21 protein-coding genes and 2 tRNA genes are annotated in these 22,694 nt (G+C 66.8%); 15 read left to right on the forward strand and 8 right to left on the reverse strand.

Annotation, left to right across the window (positions count from 1 at the left end; translation table 11 throughout):
• Nucleotides 1–51: 51 nt before the first annotated feature.
• Nucleotides 52–483, forward strand: a complete 432-nt coding sequence (locus J7528_RS16975) for a PaaI family thioesterase (RefSeq protein WP_291876755.1) — start codon at nucleotides 52–54, stop codon at nucleotides 481–483.
• Here J7528_RS16975 and gltB read toward each other — a convergent pair.
• The gene (gene gltB, locus J7528_RS16980; protein ID WP_291876758.1) at nucleotides 480–4,994 is read right to left on the reverse strand and encodes a glutamate synthase large subunit; all 4,515 of its coding nucleotides are present in this window, start codon (nucleotides 4,992–4,994) and stop codon (nucleotides 480–482) included. The two genes, J7528_RS16975 and gltB, sit on opposite strands and share 4 nt — an antisense overlap.
• Before the next feature lie 18 nt (nucleotides 4,995–5,012).
• Nucleotides 5,013–6,458 (reverse strand): NAD(P)-dependent oxidoreductase, encoded by a 1,446-nt coding sequence (locus J7528_RS16985; RefSeq protein WP_291876760.1) that lies wholly within the window; start codon nucleotides 6,456–6,458, stop codon nucleotides 5,013–5,015.
• A 228-nt stretch (nucleotides 6,459–6,686) separates the two neighbouring features.
• Here J7528_RS16985 and J7528_RS16990 point away from each other — a divergent pair, with 228 nt between their 5' ends.
• A complete protein-coding gene (locus tag J7528_RS16990; RefSeq protein WP_291876762.1) occupies nucleotides 6,687–7,490 on the forward strand; it encodes an undecaprenyl-diphosphate phosphatase in 804 nt (267 codons plus the stop codon).
• On the opposite strand, the gene J7528_RS16995 is transcribed toward J7528_RS16990, so the two are convergent.
• On the reverse strand, nucleotides 7,487–8,389 hold the full coding sequence (locus J7528_RS16995) for a LysR family transcriptional regulator (protein ID WP_291876764.1): 903 nt from the start codon (nucleotides 8,387–8,389) through the stop codon (nucleotides 7,487–7,489). The two genes, J7528_RS16990 and J7528_RS16995, sit on opposite strands and share 4 nt — an antisense overlap.
• A gap of 117 nt (nucleotides 8,390–8,506) precedes the next feature.
• Between J7528_RS16995 and J7528_RS17000 the strand changes: the two genes are divergently transcribed.
• Nucleotides 8,507–9,184, forward strand: coding sequence for a peroxiredoxin-like family protein (locus tag J7528_RS17000; protein WP_291876766.1), 678 nt, complete (start codon nucleotides 8,507–8,509; stop codon nucleotides 9,182–9,184).
• Between the two features lie 60 nt (nucleotides 9,185–9,244).
• Here the strand turns inward: J7528_RS17000 and J7528_RS17005 are convergent, their stop codons facing one another.
• Nucleotides 9,245–10,210 (reverse strand): complex I NDUFA9 subunit family protein, encoded by a 966-nt coding sequence (locus J7528_RS17005; protein WP_291876768.1) that lies wholly within the window; start codon nucleotides 10,208–10,210, stop codon nucleotides 9,245–9,247.
• Between the two features lie 166 nt (nucleotides 10,211–10,376).
• Here J7528_RS17005 and J7528_RS17010 point away from each other — a divergent pair.
• The 9 genes from J7528_RS17010 (at nucleotide 10,377) to ptsN (ending at nucleotide 16,889) form a co-directional block, all read left to right on the forward strand.
• A tRNA-Leu gene (locus J7528_RS17010) sits at nucleotides 10,377–10,463 on the forward strand.
• Nucleotides 10,464–10,651: 188 nt separating this feature from the next.
• Nucleotides 10,652–11,269: a ribonuclease D gene (locus J7528_RS17015; RefSeq protein WP_291876770.1), complete on the forward strand. Its 618-nt coding sequence runs from the start codon at nucleotides 10,652–10,654 to the stop codon at nucleotides 11,267–11,269.
• Nucleotides 11,236–11,907, forward strand: a complete 672-nt coding sequence (gene lptC / locus J7528_RS17020; protein WP_291876940.1) for an LPS export ABC transporter periplasmic protein LptC — start codon at nucleotides 11,236–11,238, stop codon at nucleotides 11,905–11,907. Before J7528_RS17015 ends, lptC begins: the two co-directional genes overlap by 34 nt.
• Before the next feature lie 62 nt (nucleotides 11,908–11,969).
• Nucleotides 11,970–12,527 carry an LptA/OstA family protein gene (locus tag J7528_RS17025; protein WP_291876942.1) on the forward strand — a complete coding sequence of 186 codons (558 nt, stop codon included), beginning with the start codon at nucleotides 11,970–11,972 and terminating at the stop codon, nucleotides 12,525–12,527.
• A gap of 9 nt (nucleotides 12,528–12,536) precedes the next feature.
• On the forward strand, nucleotides 12,537–13,295 hold the full coding sequence (lptB, locus tag J7528_RS17030) for an LPS export ABC transporter ATP-binding protein (protein WP_291876773.1): 759 nt from the start codon (nucleotides 12,537–12,539) through the stop codon (nucleotides 13,293–13,295).
• Between the two features lie 204 nt (nucleotides 13,296–13,499).
• Nucleotides 13,500–14,993 (forward strand): RNA polymerase factor sigma-54, encoded by a 1,494-nt coding sequence (gene rpoN, locus J7528_RS17035; RefSeq protein ID WP_291876774.1) that lies wholly within the window; start codon nucleotides 13,500–13,502, stop codon nucleotides 14,991–14,993.
• Between the two features lie 34 nt (nucleotides 14,994–15,027).
• Complete coding sequence (locus J7528_RS17040; protein WP_291876776.1) at nucleotides 15,028–15,642, forward strand: exopolysaccharide biosynthesis protein; 615 nt, start codon at nucleotides 15,028–15,030, stop codon at nucleotides 15,640–15,642.
• A gap of 63 nt (nucleotides 15,643–15,705) precedes the next feature.
• Nucleotides 15,706–16,338, forward strand: coding sequence for a ribosome-associated translation inhibitor RaiA (raiA, locus tag J7528_RS17045; RefSeq protein ID WP_291876778.1), 633 nt, complete (start codon nucleotides 15,706–15,708; stop codon nucleotides 16,336–16,338).
• A gap of 86 nt (nucleotides 16,339–16,424) precedes the next feature.
• The gene (ptsN, locus tag J7528_RS17050; protein ID WP_291876779.1) at nucleotides 16,425–16,889 is read left to right on the forward strand and encodes a PTS IIA-like nitrogen regulatory protein PtsN; all 465 of its coding nucleotides are present in this window, start codon (nucleotides 16,425–16,427) and stop codon (nucleotides 16,887–16,889) included.
• A 342-nt stretch (nucleotides 16,890–17,231) separates the two neighbouring features.
• Here the strand turns inward: ptsN and J7528_RS17055 are convergent, their stop codons facing one another.
• From J7528_RS17055 to J7528_RS17070, 4 genes are all read right to left on the reverse strand, one after another.
• Nucleotides 17,232–17,501: a DUF1150 family protein gene (locus J7528_RS17055; protein ID WP_291876781.1), complete on the reverse strand. Its 270-nt coding sequence runs from the start codon at nucleotides 17,499–17,501 to the stop codon at nucleotides 17,232–17,234.
• Between the two features lie 83 nt (nucleotides 17,502–17,584).
• Nucleotides 17,585–18,013, reverse strand: a complete 429-nt coding sequence (locus tag J7528_RS17060; RefSeq protein ID WP_291876782.1) for an Hsp20 family protein — start codon at nucleotides 18,011–18,013, stop codon at nucleotides 17,585–17,587.
• 186 nt (nucleotides 18,014–18,199) lie between these two features.
• A tRNA-Ala gene (locus J7528_RS17065) sits at nucleotides 18,200–18,275 on the reverse strand.
• A 230-nt stretch (nucleotides 18,276–18,505) separates the two neighbouring features.
• Nucleotides 18,506–18,976, reverse strand: a complete 471-nt coding sequence (locus tag J7528_RS17070; protein ID WP_291876784.1) for a TIGR02300 family protein — start codon at nucleotides 18,974–18,976, stop codon at nucleotides 18,506–18,508.
• Between the two features lie 118 nt (nucleotides 18,977–19,094).
• Between J7528_RS17070 and aroA the strand changes: the two genes are divergently transcribed.
• The 3 genes from aroA to J7528_RS17085 all read left to right on the forward strand — a co-directional run bounded on the left by aroA (nucleotide 19,095) and on the right by J7528_RS17085 (nucleotide 22,611).
• Nucleotides 19,095–20,426 carry a 3-phosphoshikimate 1-carboxyvinyltransferase gene (gene aroA, locus J7528_RS17075; RefSeq protein ID WP_291876785.1) on the forward strand — a complete coding sequence of 444 codons (1,332 nt, stop codon included), beginning with the start codon at nucleotides 19,095–19,097 and terminating at the stop codon, nucleotides 20,424–20,426.
• A 3-nt stretch (nucleotides 20,427–20,429) separates the two neighbouring features.
• On the forward strand, nucleotides 20,430–21,062 hold the full coding sequence (gene cmk / locus J7528_RS17080) for a (d)CMP kinase (protein ID WP_291876787.1): 633 nt from the start codon (nucleotides 20,430–20,432) through the stop codon (nucleotides 21,060–21,062).
• Between the two features lie 160 nt (nucleotides 21,063–21,222).
• Nucleotides 21,223–22,611, forward strand: a complete 1,389-nt coding sequence (locus J7528_RS17085) for a 30S ribosomal protein S1 (protein WP_291876788.1) — start codon at nucleotides 21,223–21,225, stop codon at nucleotides 22,609–22,611.
• Nucleotides 22,612–22,694: the final 83 nt, after the last annotated feature.

Consider the following 22,694-nt stretch of genomic DNA (forward strand, 5'->3'; position numbering starts at 1 on the left):
GGGCGGACGATGTTAGATTAAAACGATCGTTTGAATTCTCGCGAGGCGACCATGGACGCGATTCCCGACGGCTTCTCCCCGCATGTCCGCAAGAGTCCGCTGACCGATCCGTGGGAGCCGCTCTATGCCCGCAAGGCCGAGGATCGGCTGGTGCTGGGCGTGCGGGTGCGCGAGGTCCACTGCAATTCACGCAACATGCCGCACGGCGGCTTTCTGGCGGCGCTGGCCGACAACGCCATGGGCCTGTCGCTAGGCGTGGCCCTGGCGGCCGCGCGGCAACCAGCCGGCGGTCTCGTCACCGTGTCCCTGACCCTGGACTATCTGGGCTCGGCCAAGCTTGGGCAGTGGCTCGAATTCGACACCGACTTCGTCAAGCTGGGCCGGTCGATCTGTTTCGCCGAGGCGACGGTGCGCGCGGACGGGGTTCCCGTCGCGCGCGCCCGTGCAACCTTCAAGCTGCTGGAGGCGAAAGCCGCCGCTTAGGCGACGGCTTGCTCGGCCGCCAGCGGCTGGGGCAGACGGCTGACCATCTCCTTCGGGCAGACCTGCCAGAACTGATCCCGCACGCGGTCCCAGTCGCGCAGCAGGGTGGCCGCGAACACCGAGTCCGTCTCGCGAGCGTGTTCGGCGATCAGCGAGCGCAGCACGCCTTCCCAATAGGGCGAGGCCAGGCGCTGCACGACGATGCTGTCGGGGTTGATGTTGTCCTGGAAGCGGTCGTGCTGGTCGAGCACGAAGGCCATGCCGCCGGTCATGCCTGCGCCGAAGTTGCCGCCGGTCGGGCCCAGGATCACCACCTGGCCGCCGGTCATGTACTCGCAGCCGTTGGCGCCGCAGCCCTCGACCACCGTGGTGGCGCCCGAGTTGCGGACCGCGAAGCGCTCACCCGCCTGGCCCGCCGCGAACAGCCGGCCCGAGGTTGCGCCGAACAGCACCGTGTTGCCGATCAGGGCGTTGGTCTCCGGGGCGGCCAGGCCGCGCGCCGGTTTGATCACGATGGTCGCGCCCGACAGGCCCTTGCCGACATAGTCGTTGGCCTCGCCGGTCAGCTCGATACGCAGGCCTTGGACCGCGAAGGCGCCCAGGCTCTGGCCGGCCGAGCCCTTCAGCTGGACGGTCAGGTGGCCCGAGGGCAGGCCCTTCATGCCGAACTTGCGGACGATGTGGCTGGACGTGCGGGTGCCAATGGTGCGGGCGGTGCTGCGGACCGTGTAGGTCAGCTGCATCTTCTCGCCACGCTCCAGCAGCGGCGCGGCGTCGCGGACGATCTGGGCGTCCAGGGTGTCGGGCACCGCGTTGCGGCCGACGACCGTGTTGTACGGCTTGTTCGCGCCCGGATCGGCACGGACCAGCAGCGGGTTCAGGTCGAGGTCGTCCAAGTGCTCGCCGCCGCGGCTGACCTGCGCCAGCAGGTCGGTGCGGCCGACGATTTCCTGCAGGCTCTTGAAGCCCAGGCCGGCCAGGATCTCGCGCACTTCTTCAGCCACGAAGGTGAAGAGGTTGATGACCTTGTCCGGCGTGCCGGTGAACTTGGCGCGCAGGGCCTCGTCCTGGGTGCAGACGCCGACGGGGCAGGTGTTGGAGTGACACTGGCGCACCATGATGCAGCCCATAGCCACCAGCGAGGCGGTGCCGATGCCGAACTCCTCGGCGCCCATCATCGCGGCGATGACCACGTCACGGCCCGTGCGCATGCCGCCGTCGGCCCGCAGGACCACGGAGTGGCGCAGGTTGTTCAGGGTCAGAACCTGGTTGGCCTCCGACAGGCCCATCTCCCACGGACCGCCGGCGTACTTGACCGAGGTCTGGGGCGAGGCGCCCGTGCCGCCGACGCCGCCGGCGACCAGGATCACGTCCGCCTTGGCCTTGGCCACGCCAGCAGCGATGGCGCCGATGCCGGTGGCGGCGACCAGCTTCACCGTGACGCGCGCGACCGGGTTGATCTGCTTCAGGTCATAGATGAGCTGGGCCAGGTCCTCGATCGAGTAGATGTCGTGGTGCGGCGGCGGGCTGATCAGCATCACTCCAGGGGTGGAGTGACGCAGGCGGGCGATCATTTCCGTGACCTTGAAGCCGGGCAGCTGGCCGCCCTCGCCGGGCTTGGCGCCCTGGGCGACCTTGATCTCCAGCTCGACGCATTGGTTCAGATATTCGGCGGTGACGCCGAAGCGGCCCGAGGCGACCTGCTTGATGGCGCTGTTGGGGTTGTCGCCGTTGGGCAGCGGCTTGTAGCGCGCGCTGTCTTCGCCGCCCTCGCCCGAGACCGAGCGGGCGCCGATGCGGTTCATGGCGATGTTCAGGGCGCCGTGGGCCTCGGGGGACAGCGCCCCCAGGCTCATGCCGGGCGTCACGAAGCGCTTGCGGATCTCGTTGACGCTCTCGACGTCGTCGGTGGCGATCGGGTTGCGGTCCGAGCGCCAGTCCAAGAGGTCGCGCAGCTGGATCGGCTTCTGCGTACGCAGACCGTTGCTCCAGCGGCGATAGAGCTCGTAGTCGCCGGTGTCGCACGCGCTTTGCAGGGTGTGCATCAGGCGCGCCTCGAAGGCGTGGGCCTCGCCCGAGCGGCGCGACTTGTACAGGCCGCCGACCGGCAGGGTCACGGCCGTCAGATTCCAGGCCTTGCGATGCAGCTCGACCGTCTTGCTCTCGATACCGGCCAGGCCGATCCCCGAGATGCGCGAGGGCATGCCGGGGAAGAACTCGGCGGCCAGCGCGCGCGACAGGCCGACGGCTTCGAAGTTGTAGCCGCCGCGATACGAGGAGATGACGCTGATGCCCATCTTGGAGATGATCTTCAGCAGGCCGCCCTCGATGGACGTCTTGAAGTTGATGCAGACGTCACGCAGCGTCTTGTCGCCCAGCAGGCCGCGCTCCAGGCGATCCTGGAAGCTTTCCTGGGCCAGGTAGGCGTTGACCGCCGTGGCGCCGACGCCGACCAGCACCGCGAAATAGTGCGTGTCCAGGCACTCGGCCGAGCGGACGATGATCGACACGTAGCTGCGCAGGCCCTTGGCGACCAGGTGGGCGTGGACGCCGCCGGTGGCCAGGATCATCGGCAGGCCGACGCGGTCTTCGGCCGAAGCCTCGTCGGTCAGCACGATGGCGCCGCAGCCGCGCAGCACGGCGTCCTCGGCCTCGGCGCGGATGCGGTCCAGGTTGGCGCGCAGGGCGTCGCCGCCGCGGGCTTCCTCGGCCGGCAGGGGCATGGTGCAGTCGATGACCGCGACGTTCTTCTCGCCCAGCAGGTTGTGGACGCGCTCGTACATGCCGGTGGTCAGCACCGGGCTTTCCAGCACGTAGACGTCGGCCTGCGCCGCGTCCTGGGCCAGGATGTTGCCCAGGTTCTTGAAGCGGGTCTTCAGGCTCATCACGCCGGTTTCCCGCAGGGGGTCGATCGGCGGGTTGGTCACCTGGCTGAAGTTCTGGCGGAAGTAGTGGCTGAGCGGGCGATACTTCTCCGACAGCACCGCCAGCGGGGTGTCGTCGCCCATCGAGCCGACGGCTTCCTTGCCGTCCTCGACCATGGGGGCGAGGATCATTTCCAGGTCTTCCAGCGAATAGCCGGCGGCGGCCTGGCGGCGGGTCAGCTCTTCACGGCCGTACTTGCGCGGCTCGGGACCGGGGCCGATCTCCTTTTCCAGGTCGACCATGTTGCCCAGCCATTCCGTATAGGGATGGCGGTCGGCCAGTTCGTCGATGATCTCGTCCTCGCCGTACAGGCGCCCCTCGGCCAGATCGATGGCCAGCATGCGGCCGGGCGAGATGGCCAGCTTGCGGGTGATGCGGCTTTCCTCGACGCCGCACATGCCCGCTTCCGAGCCCATGATCACCAGGCCGTCATCGGTATAGGCCACGCGCAGCGGGCGCAGGCCCGAGCGGTCCTTGCCGGCCACGACCCAGCGGCCGTCGGTGGCGCACAGGGCGGCCGGACCGTCCCAGGGCTCCATCACGGCGTTGCAGTACGAATAGAGCGCCTTGTGCGACTCCTTCATCTTCGGATTGGCGGCTTCCGGCACCAGCAGGGCCTTGGCCATCGGCGCGTCACGGCCGGCGCGCACCAGCACCTCGAAGGTGTTGTCGAGGTTGGCGCTGTCCGAGGCGCCTGGCTGGATCACCGGTTTGACGTCATCCCCGAACTCGCCGAAGGCCTGGGCGGCCATCTTGATCTCGTGGGACTTCATCCAGTTGATGTTGCCCTTGATCGTGTTGATCTCGCCGTTGTGGGCGAGCATCCGGAAGGGCTGGGCCAGGCGCCACTGCGGGAAGGTGTTGGTCGAATAGCGCTGGTGGAAGATCGCCACCGCGGCGGTGAAGCGCTCGTCCTTCAGGTCGGGATAGAACTCGTCGATCGCCTCGGCCAGGAACATGCCCTTGTAGATCAGCGAGCGGGCCGACAGCGAGCAGATGTAGAAGTCGCTGATGTTCTGGGCGTGGACGCGCTTTTCGATGCGCTTGCGGCACAGGAACAGGGCGCGTTCCAGCGCCTCGCCTTCCAGGCCGGCCGCCGGGGCCAGCATGATCTGCTCGATTTCCGGACGGGTGGCGTTGGCCTTCTCGCCGATCACCGAGGTGTCGACCGGCACCTGACGCCAGCCATAGATGTAGAAGCCGAAACGCAGGGCTTCCGCCTCGACGATCGTGCGGCAGGTCTCCTGGGCGCCCAGGTCGGTGCGCGGCAGGAAGATCTGGCCGACGGCGATCGGGCCCGAGCGCAGGGCGTGGCCGGTGCGGCGCACCTGGTCGACGAAGAAGTCCTGCGGAACGCTGACCAGCACGCCGGCGCCGTCACCGGTCTTGCCGTCGGCGTCGACCGCGCCCCGGTGCCACAGGGCCTTCAGGGCCTTGATCGCCAGTTCGACGACTTCGCGGCGCGGCTGGCCGTCGATGGCGCAGACCAGGCCGACGCCGCAGGCGTCGCGCTCGGTGGTCGGGTCATAGGCGTGACCGTCGATCAGCGCCTGGCGGTTCTTCAGATAGAGGTCCATCTCGCTCATGGTTCTGGTGTCCTCTTCTTATTCCGCCGCGATCAGCGCGGGGCTGACCTTGGCCTGCAGGTAACGGTGGATGGCGTCGGCGGCGTCGCGGCCGTCCTTGATCGCCCAGACGACCAGCGAGGCGCCGCGCACGATGTCGCCGGCGGCGAACACGCCGTCCAGATTGGTCATCTGGTTGCGGACGTCGGCCTTGACGGTGCCCCAGCGGGTCGTCTTCAGGTCCGGAGCCGACCAGGCTTCCGGCAGGTTCTCGGGCTCGAAGCCCAGGGCCTTGACCACCAGCTGGGCCGGACGGTCGAAGTCGCCGCCGGGGATCTCCTCGGGGCTCTGACGGCCCGAGGCGTCCGGCGCGCCCAGGCGCATGCGGATGGCGCGGACGCCGGTGACGGCCTCGGCTTCACCCGACAGGGCGCGCGGGGCGGCCAGCCATTCGAAGGTGACGCCTTCTTCTTCAGCGTTGGCCACTTCGCGCATCGAGCCGGGCATGTTGGCCTTGTCGCGGCGATAGAGGCAGGTGACGGAGCTGGCGCCCTGGCGGATGGCCGTGCGCACGCAGTCCATGGCGGTGTCGCCGCCGCCGACCACGACGACGTCCTTACCTTCGGCGTTCAGTTCGCCCGACTCGATCTCGGCGACAGTGTCGCCCAGGTCCTGGCGGTTGGAGGCGATCAGGTAGCTCAGCGCGGGCACCACGCCCTTGCTGCCGCCCCCCGGCACGGTCAGGTCGCGCGCGGCATAGACGCCGACGGCGATCAGCACCGCGTCGTGCTTGGCGCGCAGGTCTTCCAGGGTGGCGTCCTTGCCGACCTCGAAGCCCAGCTTGAACGCGACGCCGCCATCGGCCAGGCGCTGGGTGCGGCGCTCGACGACGTCCTTCTCCAGCTTGAAGCCGGGAATGCCGTAGATCAGCAGGCCGCCGGCGCGGTCGTGGCGGTCATAGACGGTGACGTCGTAGCCGGCTTCGCGCAGCTTCTCGGCGGCGGCCAGGCCGGCCGGACCCGCGCCGACGACGCCGACCGACTGGCCACGGGCCGGACCGGCGGCCAGCGGCTTCACCCAGCCCTGTTCCCAGGCCTTGTCGGTCAGGTAGCGCTCGACCGAACCGATCGTCACGGTCCCGTGACCCGATTGCTCGATAACGCAGTTGCCTTCGCACAGGCGATCCTGGGGGCAGATCCTGCCGCAGACTTCCGGCATGGAATTGGTCGCCTGCGACAGGGCGTAGGCTTCTTCCAGGCGGCCCTCGGCCGTCATCCGCAACCAGTCGGGGATGTTGTTGTGCAGCGGGCAGTGGGTCTGACAGAACGGCACGCCGCACTGCGAGCAACGCGAGGCTTGCTCGTTGGCCTTGGCGTCGATGAAGTCGGCATAGATCTCGTGGAAGTCGCCCGAACGCTCGGCGGCCGCACGCTTTTCAGGCGTCTTGCGGGCCACCGTCGTGAATTTCAGCATGCGCTCGGCCATGCGACTTCCCCGTGCTCTCCCGAAGGAGAAAAATTGCTCTCGCGGGCCTCATACGGACTCTTTGGGGCAAGAAGAATGTGTTGGTCAAAATAGTAGACGGTTATATCCCTGTTTCGAGCGTGGTCTTTGAGATCGACTCGCAAGACAGGGTTAAATTAGTCCACTTTGTGGATTTACGACCTATTTACCGTGTCGGGCGCACGCCAGGACTGGGTTTGGAGCGGAAAAATGCCTGACTGGTTGAGCGCCATCATTCTGGGTCTGGTCGAGGGGCTGACGGAGTTCATTCCCGTCTCGTCCACCGGCCATCTGCTGCTGGCCAAGGAGGCCATGGGGCTGAAGGATCCCAGCTGGGACACCTTCATCGTGCTGATCCAGCTGGGTGCGATCCTGGCGGTGGTGGCCCTGTACTTCCAGAAGCTGTGGGGCGTGCTGATCGGCCTGCCGACCAAGCCCGAGGCGCGCCGCTTCGCGCTCAGCGTCATCGTGGCGGTCATCCCGGCCTTCGCGGCGGGCCTGCTGCTGCACGACGTGATCAAGAAGTTCCTTTTCGAAAGCCCGCTGATCATCTGCTGGTCGCTGCTGATCGGCGGGGTGATCCTGCTGTTCATCGACCGCAAGGCCCCGCCGGCCGTCGATCACGACGCCATGAACTTGCCGCTGCACAAGGTGCTGATCGTCGGCCTGTTCCAGTGCCTGTCGCTGATCCCGGGCGTGTCGCGCTCGGGCTCGACCATCGTCGGCTCCATGCTGTTCGGCATCGAGCGCCGGGCGGCGGCCGAGTTCAGCTTCTTCATGGCCATCCCGATCATGGTCGGGGCTTTCGCCCTGGACGTCTACAAGAACCGCGACGCCCTGGACGCGGGCCACATCGGCATCGTCGGCATCGGCTTTGTCGTGTCGTTTCTGTCGGGCCTGGTGGTCGTGAAGTACATGCTGGACTTCATCGGCAAGCGCGGCTTCGCCCCCTTCGCCTGGTGGCGGATCGTCGTCGGCATCGGCGGCCTGGCGGTGCTGTACCTGCACCACTAGACCTCGGCGACGGGCCTCTCCGCGAACGACCGCACCAGGTGTTCGACCAGGGCCCGAACCTTGGCTGACGGACGCGGGCCGCCGGGGAAGACCGCGTGGGCGGTGACCGACGGCAGGGCGTAGTCCGCCAGCAGGCGCACTACCGTGCCGGCCGCGATCTCGTCACGGCACATGACGGCCGAGGTCATGCCCACGCCCATGCCGGCCCGCACGCAGGCCATCATGCCCTCGCCGGTCGAGGCCTGGACGCGCGCCTCCAGTTCCACCGACACCGTCTTGCTCTCGCGCGAGAACAGCCAGTGGCGGCGGGCCATCAGGTTGGGACCCAGCACCACGGCGTGGGCGGCGAGGTCGGCCGGGGTCAGCGGTGTCCCGTGACGTTCGACATAGGCGCGCGACGCCACCACGATCCGGTCGAAGGTCGCCAGCTTGCGCGCCCCGAAGCTGGAATCGCGCAGATCGCCCAGGCGCAGCGCCACGTCCGCGCCCTCGGCGATGAGGTCCTGGCGCAGGTCGGACATGTTGATGTCCAGCTTCAGCTTCGGATGGGCCTCCATGAACGGGGCCAGGCGCGGGATCGCTTCGCGCAGGCCGAAGGTCACCGGCATGACGATGCGGATCAGGCCGTGGAGGCTGTCGACGCCGCGGGCCACGTGCTCGGCCTCGTCCAGGTCGGCCATCACCTGCTTGGCGCGCTCCAGGAAGGCCAGGCCCGCATCGGTCGGAGTCACCCGCCGGGTGGTGCGCAGCAAGAGCTTCACGCCCAGCCGCGTCTCCAGCTCGCCGACGATGCGCGAGACCGACGGTTGCGACAGGCCCAGCTCCCGCGCGGCGCGCGAAAAGCTGCCGCTGTCGGCGACGCGGGCGAAGACGGCCAGTTCCTGGAGACGATCACTCATTCGTCAGAAGTATAAATGATCTCCAGTATTGCTGGATACTGCTGTCTGAACGGATGAGCGATCTTGGCTCCATCGAAGCGGCGCGACCGCGCCAGACCCTCGACGGAGACCCAAACGATGTCCCTGCAAGACCGCCTCGACGCCTTCCGCGCCCAGTTCGAAGCCGGCGCCGAACCCTGGAAAGCCCCGCGCTCGGTGATCGAGCTGATGCATAAGGGCACCGCCGAACTGGTCGCCACCGGCCAGGCCGAACGCGCTCTCAAGGCCGGCGACCGCGCCCCGGTGTTCAATCTGGAAGACCCCGACGGCGCCTATGTCAGTTCGCGCGACCTGCTGGCCAAGGGGCCACTGGTCGTCACCTTCTATCGCGGCGTCTGGTGTCCCTACTGCAACTTCGAGCTCCAGGCCCTGCAGGAAGCCCTGCCGCAGATCCAGGCGCGTGGCGCGAACCTGGTCGCCATCTCGCCCCAGACCCCGCCCAACAGCCGCAAGTCGCAGCGCCAGAACGAACTGGGCTTCCCGATCCTCAGCGACGCGGGCGGCGAAGTCGGCGCGGCCTTCGGCATCCGCTTCGCCCTGCCGGACTATCTGGTCGAGCTCTACAAGGCCTTCGGCAACGACCTGCCGCTGATCAACAAGGACCCCGACTGGACCCTGCCGATGCCGGCCCGCTACGTGATCGGCACGGATGGCGTCATCGCCTATGCCGAGGTCAATCCCGACTACACCCAGCGCCCCGATCCTTCGGAGCTGCTGCCGGTGCTGGATCGTCTGGCCAGCCAGGTGCTGATCTAAAAGAAAAGCGCCGGACGATCGGATCGTCCGGCGCTTCGATCTTTTGCTCGGCGTGAAGCCTTAGAACGCGCCCGCCGGGGTCTCGGCGTACTGGCCGCCCTTGCGGTAGCGATAGAGGTAGGTCGGGACCACGGCCTCGACGGCGGTGCCGGTCACGCCGGCCTCGGCCAGGCCCGGCAGGCCGTGCTCGGCGACATTGTCGGTCTTGAGCATCTCGACCTGGTCGCTGGTCAGCGGCGGGGCCCAGGGGATGATCGAGCCCTGGATGTCGCCCAGCGAGCCGATGGCCGAGGCGATCGGCCAGGGCAGCGGGGCCAGTGGCTTGTTGCGGCCGGTCTCGGTCAGGATCAGCTGCAGGACTTCCCGCATCGTGTAGACGGTCGGGCCGCCGAGCTCGTAGGTCACGCCGACGGCGGCCGGGCTGGTGGCGGCCTTGGCGATCACGGCGGCGACGTCGGCCACGAACACCGGCTGGACGCGGGTGTCACCGCCGACCAGCGGCATGATCGGCGACAGGGTCGCGATCTGGGCGAACTTGTTGAAGAACCGGTCGTCGACGCCGAAGATCAGCGACGGACGCACGATGGTCGCGCCCGGGAAGGCGGCGCGGACGGCGGCTTCGCCCTCGGCCTTGGTGCGATAGTATTTCGAGGTCGACTCGGCGTTGGCGCCCAGGGCGCTGACCTGCACGAAGTGCTTCACGCCGGCCTTGGCGGCGGCCTGGGCCACGTTCTGGGCGGCCATCACGTGCAGCGACTGGAACTTCTGGCGGCCGCTCTCCCAGAGCACGCCCACCAGGTTCACGCAGGCCTCGGCGCCGTCCAGGGCGCGGGCCACCGAAGCGGGGTTGCGGACATTGGCCTGGACCACTTCGATCTGGCCGACATCGCCCAGCATGCGCATGCGATAGGCGAGGTTGGGCTGGCGCACGGCCACCCGCACGCGATGGCCCGCCTTTGCGAGCGACCGTACGACCTGGCTGCCCACGAAACCCGTGCCGCCGAACACGGTGACCAGACCCTGCATCTTCAATCCTCGTCGCCTGCGGTGACCCCACCGCGATCAGGGGGAATTAGCCGACGAAGGGCTTGTTCGCAAGAAATCACGCTTTGTCGATTTTTGCCTGTTGACGGCGTCAGAAGCTTTCCCTAAACGTCCCGGCCTCGCAGCGACCTACCCGGTTGCGCAGCGGGCCCAGGTGGCGGAATTGGTAGACGCGCTGGCTTCAGGTGCCAGTGACCGAAAGGTCGTGGAGGTTCGAGTCCTCTCCTGGGCACCACCCCTTGTTGGCTTCATTTGAAGCGGGGGTGGCGCCAACTTCCCGAAGGCGAAATTGCCGACGGTTGATTTTCTGGCGGATAGATATCCCGTTCATCGTGAGTATAAGTGTCACGCGCTTTACATCGAGCGCGTGGTTCGACGCGTTCGCGCGAGCGCGCCCGAATCTTCGCCGGAGATTTCTGAGACTTGGCCAATTTTGTTCACGAGGGCGACCTGCCCGACGGCGTGTTCGCCGGCGTCAAGGTTATCGCGATCGATTCGGAGACCATGGGCCTGCGCCTGGGTCGTGATCCGCTGTGCGTGGTCCAGCTGGGGGCTGGCGACGGCGACGCCCACGTGGTGCGCCTGAATCGCGCGACCTATGACTGCCCGAACCTCAAGGCGCTGCTGACGGATCCGACCGTCCTGAAGCTTTTTCACTTCGGCCGCTTTGATATCGCCATGTTCGAACTCCATCTGGGAGTCGTGACCGCGCCCGTCTACTGCACCAAGATCGCCTCGAAGCTGGCCCGGACCTATACGGACCGTCACGGCCTGAAGGACGTGACGCGCGAGCTGCTGGGCGTGGAGCTGTCCAAGGTGCAGCAGTCGTCGGACTGGGGCGCGCCTTCGCTGAGCGCCGACCAGGTCGCCTATGCCGCCTCGGACGTGCTGCACCTGCACGCCCTGCGCGACAAGCTGAACATCATGCTGGAGCGCGAAGGCCGAATGGGCCACGCGCAAGCCGCCTTCGACTATCTCCCCCACCGCGCCTCGCTGGACCTGGCCGGCTGGGAGGAGATGGACATCTTCGCCCACGCATAAAGCCCAAGCTCGAAAGCATGCACTCCGCCGCGGCCATTTCCGGACGAACGATGAGCGCCGACCTCGCGCGGTGGCGCCGTCGCTCGCGCCGCGTTCTGGCCGCGCGGATCATCCTGCCGATCGCGATCGGGGGCCTGATCCTGATCGTGGCCACGCAGGTCGGCTGGCGCACCTATATGGCCGCGACCCATCCGCCGGCCGAGGCCAAGACCGAGATCCGCCTGATCACGCCGCGCTTCTATGGTCAGTCGACCGAGGGCCGCAGCTTCATGATCACCGCGCGCTCGGCGATCCGCGACGACAACGACCCACGCCGCATCATCCTGGACGACCCGGCCCTGACCCTGGATCTGGGATCGCCGACGCCGACGCGGATGACCGCCAAGCACGGCGTCTATCGCCAGGACGATTTCAGCCTGGCGCTGAAGCAGGATGTGCGGATGGACGACGGGGCGGGTTATCGCTTCGCGTCCGAGGGCGCTTTCGTGAATACCCAGACGGGCGACGTGACGGGCGAAACCACGATGAACGGCGAAGGTCCCAGCGGACAGGTGCAATCCAGCGCCTACTCCGTATATGACAAGGGCGATCGCATCGTTTTCCGGGGCGGGGTTCGCGCGCGGTTCGAACGGCAGTAAAGAAGATCAATGGCGCAGGTTCGCTCGTGACGCGAACCGCGACGGATAAGGACATGGTTCTGATGAAGCGATGGACGGCTGCGGCGATGACCGCGTTGATCCTGGCCAGTGCGGCCGGTGCGGCCAGCGCCCAGGTGGGCGACTCGAGCGCGCCGATCGACGTGTCCGCTGATCAGCAGGAAACGATCAACAGCAAGTGCATCACGATCTTCCGCGGCAACGTGGAGATCCTGCAGAACCGCTCGCGCCTGCGGGCTCGGCAGGTGACGGTGTACAGCGCCCGCAAGTCCACCGCCGACAACGCCAATGCCTGCGGCAACGCCCAGCGCATGGAAGCCGAGGGCAGCGTCTACCTGGTCAGCGACCAGCAGCAGGCCCGCGGCGACCGCGCCGTCTACACCTTCGACAACAACATCGCCGTGGTCACGGGCGACGTGGTGCTGGTCAAGGGCAAGGACGTGGCGCGCGGCGACAAGCTGACGGTCAACACCAAGACCAACGACGCCAAGCTGGAATCCAACAGCACGGGCCGCGCCGCGCCCAAGCGCGTGCGGGCGGTCTTCTATCAGGACGAGAACAAGAGCGCGCCGGCCGCTGAAACGCCCGCCGCTCCGCGCTAGGACCCGTTCATGACCCTGACCTCCAACGACATGGACGGCCTGTTCGTCGATTCCGTGGGCAAGTCGTTCGGCGACCGTCCGGTCGTGAAGAACGTGTCCCTGCGCCTCAAGCGTGGTGAAGTCGCGGGCCTGCTGGGTCCGAACGGCGCCGGCAAGACGACCTGCTTCTACATGGTCACCGGCCTGATCGCCGCCGACTACGGCGCGATCTATCTGGACGGCGAGAACATCACGGCCCAGCCGATGTTCCAGCGCGCCCGTCTCGGCGTCGGTTACCTGCCGCAGGAAGCCTCGATCTTCCGGGGCATGACGGTCGAGCAGAACGTCATGGCCGTGGTCGAGATGCGCCAGAAGGATCCGCGCAAGGCCCGCGAGCAGGTCACCAGCATCCTGGAAGAACTGCGCATCACTCACATCCGCAAGTCGCCCGCCGTCGCCCTGTCGGGCGGTGAGCGTCGCCGCGTGGAAATTGCCCGCGCCCTGGCCAGCGAGCCGTCCTTCATGCTGCTGGACGAGCCCTTCGCCGGCATCGACCCCCTGGCCATCGCCGACATCCGCGAGGTCGTCGGCTACCTCAAGGGTCGTGGCATCGGCATCCTGATCACCGACCACAATGTGCGCGAGACGCTGGACATCATCGACCGCGCCTCGATCATCCACGCCGGTGAAGTTCTGTTCGAGGGATCTCCTCGGGAGATCGTCGATAATCCGGAAGTTAAGCGCGTCTATCTGGGCGACAGCTTCAGCGAGCCGCGTCTGGGTGATTAATTAGCGCAGGGGTGGGCAAATTTAGCCTGCGTCACCCCTCCGCACCCGGATCAAGTGCTTGTCCTGCAAGGGCTAATAGCTCTGGCATGATATTTTCCGGGACGGAACGTCGCACCGGCCCAAGTTTTGCAGGCGTTGGCAGCGCGTTAACCAAACCGCCCGTTCAATGGCGCTCGAAGTTCATTCGTTCGTCAGGAGGGCGCATTGGCGCTCAGCCACCGCCTCGAGATCCGTCAGGGTCAAGGCCTCGTCATCACCCCGCAGCTGCAGCAGGCGATCAAGCTTCTGCAACTGTCGAACATCGAGCTTGACGCGTTCGTCGAGCAGGAGCTGGAGCGCAACCCGCTGCTGCAGCGCGATGAAGGCGAGTCCGAACAGGCCAAAGAGGTCGAAAGCGAACGCGACGCCAGCCTGACCCAGCTGGACGCCGTGGCCGACACGACGGCTGGTCGCGAGATGGATACGCCGCACGACGACGTCTCTCCCGGTGAACGCGCAACGGGCGACGGCGCCGAAGCCGAGCACGCCGGCGGCCAGATCGACTGGTCGCGCGCCGGCGGCGGCGGCTCGTTCGAGGGCGACGAGGGCTACGAGAGCGCTCTGACCGATATGCCGACCCTGTCGGCCCACCTGCGCTCGCAACTGGTCCAGGCGGCCCTGTCGCCGGCCCGCAACGCCATCGCCGAGATCCTGATCGACGCCGTCGACGAGGGGGGCTACCTGCGCCTGGACGTCATCGAGCTGGCCGCCCGCCTGGGCTGCAAGCTGGAGATGGTCGAGGAGACCCTGGCCGTCCTGCAGGGCTTCGAGCCCGTCGGCGTCTTCGCCCGCGACGTCCGTGAGTGCCTGGCGCTGCAGCTGAAGGACCTGAACCGCTACGACCCCTGCATGGCCGCCATGCTCGACAATCTCGAGCTGCTGGCCAAGCGCGACCTGGCCAGCCTGCGCCGTCTCTGCGGCGTGGACGACGAGGACCTGCGCGAGATGGTCGCCGAGATCCGCTCGCTGAACCCGCGTCCCGGCGCGGCCTATCACAGCGAGCCGGCCGAGACCCTGGTGCCCGACGTCATGGTCCGCGAGGGCCTGGGCGGCATGTGGCACGTCGAGCTGAACACCGACACTTTGCCGCGCGTGCTGGTCGACCAGCGCTACCACGCCCGCGTCGCCAAGGGGGCCAAGAGCGACCAGGAAAAGACCTTCGTCGCCGACTGCATGGCCACGGCCAACTGGCTGGTGAAGAGCCTGGACCAGCGCGCCAAGACCATCCTGAAGGTCTCCAGCGAGATCGTTCGCCAGCAGGACGGCTTCCTGGCCTTCGGCGTCGAGCACCTGCGCCCGCTGAACCTGAAGACCGTCGCCGACGCCATCGGCATGCACGAGAGCACGGTCAGCCGCGTCACCTCCAACAAGTACATCGCCACGCCGCGTGGCGTGTTCGAGCTGAAGTTCTTCTTCACCTCGGCCATCCAGTCGTCGGAAGGCGGCGAGGCCCACTCGGCCGCCAGCGTCCGTCACAAGATCAAGGCCCTGGTCGACGCCGAGAAGACCGAGGCGCAAGTCCACTCGGATGACGCTATCGTCGAAATTCTCAAGGCCGCCGGGGTCGACATCGCCCGCCGGACCGTGGCCAAGTATCGCGAAGCCATGCGGATCCCGTCGTCGGTCGAACGTCGACGCGCGATGAAGGAAACGGTCTAAGACCCTCCGCGCTTATCTGGCGGTGGGAACAGTCGTGATGAGTGAGAAAAGTCTGGCGGACGTGATCGAGGGTTTTGGCGAGGATGCTCGTCCAACGCTCACGGTCGGTCAGATGCTGGAGGCGTTCGAAAGCCGCGCCTTCGGGGCCATGCTGCTCGTTTTCGGCCTGCTGAACTGCCTGCCGCTGCCGCCGGGCTCCTCGACCATCCTGTCGCTGCCGATCCTGTTCCTGGCCCCGCAGATCGCCATGGGCGCCGAGACGCCCTGGCTGCCGCGCGGCCTGATGGAAAAGCCCCTGAAGCGCAACGACCTGCGTGGCCTGTTCAAGCGCCTGGGTCCGATCGTCCGCAGCATGGAGCTGGTCACCCGTCCGCGCCTGCGACCGATGTTCGCACCTCTGGGCGAGCGGGCCATCGGCGTGGTCTGCACCTTGCTGGCTCTCGTGTTGGTTCTGCCCATCCCGCTGGGCAACCTGGCGCCCGGCGCGACGGTCGCCGTCCTGGCCCTGGCTCTGCTGCAAAGAGACGGTATTCTGGCGCTGTTGGGCTACCTGATGGCGCTGGGCAGCGGGGCTCTGCTGTTTGTCAGCGCGCACGTTGTCGTGATGGCCGTGCGCAAGCTTCTGGGCGTGTTTTCAGGTCTCGTCTGAGGCTGTCCACAGGCCTTTAAAGCGCCGCTTGACACCCGTCCTGGACAGGCGCGTTGTATCGATATGCAAGTCCAAGTCTCCGGCAAGCATGTCGACGTTGGTGAGGCTCTGCGAGTGCGAGTCTCCGACGAAATCGCCCTGAGCATTGGGAAATACTTCGATCGCGGCGGTAACGCCGAGGTCGTGGTCAGCAAGGATGGCTACGCCTTCCGTGTGGATTGCTCAGTCAAATTGGCTTCGGGTCAGCAGCTGATCAGCCACGGCTCGGGAGGCGACGCGCACGCGGCGTTCGACTCGGCCCTGGCCAAGATCGACACCCGTATCAGGCGCTACAAGCGGCGGCTGAAGAGTCACTCGGCGGCGGCCACGGCCAAGCAGGTCGAGAACGCCGCGATGTTCGTCCTCAAGGCCCCGGAAGTCGATGAGGGCGAAGAACACGACTGGGATGTGGAGGCCGACCACCCGACGGGCGCGCCCGCGGCGATGGTCATCGCGGAAACCCAGGCCGCGGTGAAGACAATGACTGTTTCCATGGCTGTCATGGAACTGGACTTGACCGCATACCCGGCAATCGTGTTTAGGAACGCCGCCCACGGGGGTCTCTCCGTGGTCTACCGACGTCCAGACGGGAATATCGGCTGGATCGACCCCGAACGCACGAAGTCGCTGAACGGGCACGGGTCAACCGCGAGCTAACCGGCCAGTCATGGTCGGATGGCGTCGTCGGTGGATCCTCAGCGACGACGCCAAGGCGGTCGACAACGAGCGAGCGTTAGAAGTCCATGACCATCGGCGATCTTCTGGACCCCGGAGCGGTGGCGCTGCGCGCTGGCGCTCCCGGCAAGCGCCAGGCCCTTTCCATGGTCGCCGATGTCGCCGCCCGGATCCTGGGTGTCGACGGCGACGCGGCGCTTGAAGGCCTGATCGAACGTGAAGCAGCCGGCTCGACCGGCGTGGGCGAAGGCGTGGCCCTCCCGCACGCCCGCCTGGACGGCCTGGACCGTGTTCGCGCGGTCGTGGTGCGCCTGGACGCCCCGGTGGCCTTCGACGCCCTCGACGACAAGCCCGTGGACCTCCTGGTGGCCCTGTTCGCCCCCCGTGACGCCAATGCCGCCCACCTGCGTGCTCTGGCTCGCGTGGCGCGGATGATGCGCCAGCCCGAGATGCGGGCGGCCGTGCGCCAGGCCCGCTCGGCCGACGCCATTCACGTGCTGCTGACGCACGAGGCGACCAGCACGGCGGCTTAGGCGCCGCAAGCCTTCCAAGTTAACCGGACGTCGTTTTTGCGAAAGTCGGCTTTCGGCCCTCTGAAGACATTATCCCTCTCCCCTTGCGGGAGAGGGTGGCCCACGAAGTGGGTCGGGTGAGGGGTTGCGCTCCCTTATCCGGACAGGCCTATCAACCCCTCATCCGGCGCTGCGCGCCACCTTCTCCCGCAAGGGGAGAAGGACCCACGTAGGTCCGCAAACCACCCATAGCGGATGTTAGGTCGGTCAGCTCAGATCTGAGCAGTCTCACATGTCAATTGAACCAGGGGCCGCCATGAGGCGGAAATAGCGGCCGCTGGGACGGTTTATCCGAGTGCGTGGCTAATGGACCGACACCGGGGCCAGTTCATGGGCCAGGGCGGCGGCGATCGCCGTGTCGCGGTCGATCATGACCGCCAGGCGAGCGCCGTCGGCGCGGCAGACGGCATAGAGGGTCTGGTCAGGCGCCAGGTTGAAGTCCTCCACGCCTTCCGGGACGTCGGCCAGGATCTCGGCGGCCTTGATCGGCCGGACATAGACGAGATCGGGCGCGCCGAGGGCCGCGAAAGCTTCGCTTGTGAAAAGCCGGTTGTGGTGGGTGTTGGGCGTCATGATGACCACCTCCTTCGATTAGGGAACGCGCCTTTCTCCGGCCGGTTCAGAACCGCGCCGAGAGGGGCGAGCTCCGCGCGGCCTTAGCCCGCGCTGCGAATGGGAATTCTTTTGATCAGGCGCTCGGGTTCCGGGCGCGCCAGGTCGATGTGCAGCAGGCCGTGCTCCAGGGTCGCCGCGGTCACCTCCATGCCCTCTGCGAGGACGAAGGTCCGCACGAAGCCCCGGGCGGCGATGCCGCGGTGCAGGAAGGCCCGCTCGGCCTCTGAACGACCATCGGCGCTGTCACGCTTGCCGGCGACCACCAGCTGGCCGCCCTCGACCGTCACCTGCAGCTGCTCGGGCGAGAAGCCGGCGACCGCCAGGGTAATGCGCACGCCGCCGTGCTCGGCCTGCTCGACATTGTAGGGGGGATAGCTCTCGGCGGCGGCCTTGGCGGCGCGCTCGATCAGGTCCCGGGTGTGTTCGAAGCCCAAAAGGAAAGGGCTGTCGAACATGATCGTTCGGTTCATCGCGAAGTCCTCGCTCAAGCGACTTCGTTCGCGGAGACAAACCCGAGGATCGGCGCCGATCCCCACGACACGCATCAACAGATGGCGACCGTGCCCAATCTCTTCAAGAGGAAGGACGGTTCAAGAGGATGGGGAAAGTGGGAGCCAGAAATGGACAAGGCCCGGACGTTTCCGTCCGGGCCTTGATGGTGGAGCTAAGCGGAGTCGAACCGCTGACCTCTTGAATGCCATTCAAGCGCTCTACCAGCTGAGCTATAGCCCCAAATTTCTCGTCGAGAACCTTGCGGTAACTCTCGGAAATCATTGGTCTCTTCGGCGTTTCCGACTTGCGTCGCCCTCCGAAGAGGCGCGGAAACTAGTCCGGGATTTTTCGGGGATCAACCCCCTTCGCGAACTTTTTTCGAGAAAAGTGTCGCACCCCGGAAAACCCCTGTGGATAGCCGGTTTCAGAAGCCCGAAACCGGCTATCCAGCAAGGGATCACTCCCGACGATTAGTCGTCGTCGCCCTCGCCGGGCAGACCTTCGATCTCGTCGTCGAGATTGTCGTCGTCGTCCTCGTCCTCCAGGAACGGAACGTCGTCGGCGTCGTCTTCCTCGGCGAGGTCGTCGTCTTCGGCGAAGTCGACGCCCAGGTCGTCGCCGCCCGCCGGCGTGGCGCCGGGTTCGGCGTCCTCGTCGTCGGTCTCGACGACATCGGCCTCGGCCGCTTCGTCGATTTCCGGCGTTTCGTCGGCTTCGTCCTCATAGCCGTCCTGCTCCTTGGGAGCCGGGGCTTCCTTCTCGTCGTCGGCGTCATAGTCCGGCGTGATCGCGCGAGCGCGGACGCGGCGGGACTTCAGCGCCTCTTCCGGGTCGAACTGCTCACCGCATTTGGGGCAGACGGCCGGACGACGGTTGAGGTCGTAGAACTTCGATTGGCAGTTGGGGCAGATTTGTTTTGCGCCCAAGTCGGGATTGGCCAAGTTGGCGACCCTTTGATCCTGATGGGAAAAGCGGCCGGTGACTTGCCATGACGGGAGCCCGCTGTCAAAAGCAAACCCCTTCGCGAAAACCACCAAGTACTAAGGAGCCGGTTTCGGCATGTCGTCGGCTGGATTGAAGAGCGCACCCGCAGGCGCTCTGCGAGGGATCGTGCGGGCCCCGGGTGACAAGTCCATTTCCCACCGATCGATGATCCTGGGCGCGCTGGCGTCTGGCACCACGACCGTGGAAGGCCTGCTGGAGGGCGATGACGTTCTCGCTACCGCGCGGGCCATGCAGGCCTTTGGCGCGCGGATTGAGCAGGAAGGCGTCGGTCGCTGGCGCATCGAGGGCAATGGCGGCTTCCAGGAGCCGGTCGACGTCATCGACTGCGGCAATGCCGGCACGGGCGTGCGCCTGATCATGGGCGCGGCCGCCGGTTTCGCCATGTGCGCCACCTTCACCGGTGACTCTTCTCTGCGCGGCCGTCCGATGGGCCGGGTGCTGGATCCGCTGGCCCGCATGGGCGCGACCTGGCTGGGCCGCGACAAGGGCCGTCTGCCGCTGACCCTGAAGGGCGGCGGCCTGCGTGGCCTGAACTACACCCTGCCGATGGCCTCGGCCCAGGTGAAGTCGGCCGTGCTGCTGGCCGGCCTGCACGCCGAGGGCGGCGTCGAGGTGATCGAGCCGGAAGCCACCCGCGACCACACCGAGCGCATGTTGCGCGCCTTCGGGGCCGAGGTGATCGTCGAAGACCGCGTGGTCGGCGAAAAGACCTTCCGCCACATCCGCCTGCCCGAGGGCCAGAAGCTGACCGGCACGCACGTGGCCGTCCCCGGCGACCCGTCGTCGGCGGCTTTCCCGCTGGTGGCCGGCCTGATCGTCCCCGGTTCGGAAGTGACGGTCGAGGGCGTGATGCTCAACGAACTGCGCACAGGCCTCTTCACGACCCTGCAGGAAATGGGCGCGGACCTGGTCATCAAGAACCAGCGCGTGGCCAGCGGCGAGGATGTCGGCGACATCACCGCCCGTTACTCCAAGCTCAAGGGCGTGGTCGTCCCGCCCGAGCGCGCGCCGGCGATGATCGACGAATATCCGATCCTGGCCGTCGCCGCCGCCTTTGCTGAAGGCGAGACGGTGATGCGCGGCGTCGGCGAGATGCGCGTTAAGGAAAGCGACCGCATCAGCCTCACCGCCAACGGCCTGAAGGCCTGTGGCGTGCAGGTGGTCGAGGAGCCGGAAGGCTTCATCGTCACCGGGACCGGAGAGCCGCCCAAGGGGGGGGCCACGGTCGTGACCCACGGCGATCACCGCATCGCCATGAGCCACCTGATCCTGGGCATGGCCTCGCAGGAAGCCGTCTCGGTCGACGAGCCCGGCATGATCGCCACCAGCTTCCCGGGCTTCGCCGACCTGATGCGCGGCCTGGGCGCGACGCTGGAAGAGGCGTAGGTCGTGGGCTTCGTGATCGCCGTCGACGGGCCGGCCGCCTCGGGCAAGGGCACCATCGCCTCGCGCCTGGCGGCGGCCTACGGCCTGCCGATGCTGGACACCGGCTTGCTCTACCGGGCGGTCGGCGTGCGCATCCTGGCGGCCGGCGGCGATCTCGACGACCCTGCCTTCGCTGAGGCCCAGGCCCGCGGCCTGACCCTGGCCGAGCTGGAAAAGCCGGAGGTGCGCACCCGCGCCGCCGGCGAGGCCGCCAGCCGCTGCGCCGTGCATCCGGGCGTGCGCAAGGCGCTGTTCGACTTGCAGCGCGCCTTCGCCACGCAAGAGGGCGGCGCGGTGATCGACGGGCGCGACATTGGCACGGTCATCGCCCCCGAGGCGCCGGCAAAGCTCTATGTCACCGCCAGCCCCGAGGTCCGCGCCGACCGCCGCTGGAAACAGCTGGTGGGCCAGGGCGAAAGCGTCACCTTCGAGGAGATCCTGGCCGATATCCGCAAGCGCGACGAGCGCGACGGCGGCCGCAAGGACGCGCCCATGACGCAGGCGGCGGACGCCGTCTTGCTCGACACCTCGGAAATGAGTATAGAGCAGGCCTTCGATGCGGCCCGCCGTATCGTCGAGGACGCGCGCGCTCGTTAAGAACCTTCAGGTTCTGGGCAAATCCACCGCCGACCTCGCCGCGATGAGAGAGAACGTCGCGGGATCGCAGAAAACCCAATTCATCTGGAATCCCGAGAACCGCTTTCTCCGGCGGCGCTCGCTACAGGGCTTCCCCCAACCTTAGAGACTAAAGATCAGCATGGCTGACGATATGAGCTTCAACCCGACGCGCGACGATTTCGAAGCGCTGCTGAACGACTCGATGGGCGGCCGCGACTTCGCGGAAGGCACCGTCGTCAAAGGCAAGGTCGTCGGGATCGAAAAGGACTTCGCCATCATCGACGTCGGTCTGAAGACCGAAGGTCGCGTCCAGCTGAAGGAATTCGGCGTCGACGAAAACGGCAAGGCCACCATCAAGGCCGGCGACACCGTCGAAGTCTTCCTGGAACGCCTCGAAAACGCCATGGGCGAAGCGGTCATCAGCCGCGAAAAGGCCAAGCGCGAAGAAGCCTGGACCCGTCTGGAAGGCGTCTACGCCCGCAACGAACCCGTCATGGGCGCCATCGTCGGCCGCGTGAAGGGTGGCTTCACCGTCGACCTGGGCGGCGCTTCGGCCTTCCTGCCGGGCTCGCAAGTCGACATCCGTCCGGTCCGCGACGTCGGTCCGCTGATGGGCAAGGAACAGCCCTTCGCCATCCTGAAGATGGACCGTCCGCGCGGCAACATCGTCGTCTCGCGTCGCGCCATCCTGGAAGAAGCCCGCGCCGAGCAGCGCACCGAACTGGTGTCGCAGCTGCAAGAGGGTGAAATCCGCGAAGGCGTCGTCAAGAACATCACCGACTACGGTGCGTTCGTTGACCTGGGCGGCATNGTCTCGACCTCGCAAGAAGTCGACGTGGTCGTGCTGGACGTCGATCCGTCCAAGCGCCGCGTTTCGCTGGGCCTGAAGCAGGCCCTGGCCAACCCGTGGGAAGCCTTCGTGGAAGCTCACCCGGTCGGCTCGTCGGTCGAAGGCGAAGTCAAGAACGCGACCGAATTCGGTCTGTTCATCGGCCTCGACAACGACATCGACGGCATGGTGCACCTGTCGGACATCGACTGGAGCGCGTCGGGCGAAGAAGCCATGGCCCGCTACAAGAAGGGCGACATCGTCAAGGCCAAGGTCCTGGACGTCGACGTCGAGAAGGAACGCATCTCGCTGGGCATCAAGCAGCTGGGCGGCGATCCGATGTCGGGCGACACCTACCGCAAGGGCCAGACCGTGACCGTCACCGTGACCGAAGTCACGACCGGCGGCATCGAAGTGCGCTTCGGTGAAGACGACGCCCAGATGACCGCCTTCATCCGCAAGTCGGACCTGTCGCGCGATCGTCAGGAACAGCGCCCCGAGCGCTTCGCCGTGGGTGACCGCGTCGACGCTCAGATCACCAACGTGGACAAGGCCGCTCGCCGCGTCTCGCTGTCGATCAAGTCGCTGGAAATGGCCGAAGAGAAGGAAGCCATCGAGCAGTTCGGCTCGTCGGACTCCGGCGCTTCGCTGGGCGACATCCTGGGCGCCGCTCTCCGCGAGCGCGCCTCGAAGGAATAGTCTTCACGCTCCTTGAGAGTTTGAAGTCAGCGGCGGCGGGAGCAATCCCGCCGCCGTTTTCTTTTGCGTAAAAGCCTGCCACA

Origin of the sequence: Caulobacter sp. (genome assembly GCF_017744445.1) — a bacterium.
Classification (GTDB): Bacteria; Pseudomonadota; Alphaproteobacteria; order Caulobacterales; family Caulobacteraceae; genus Caulobacter.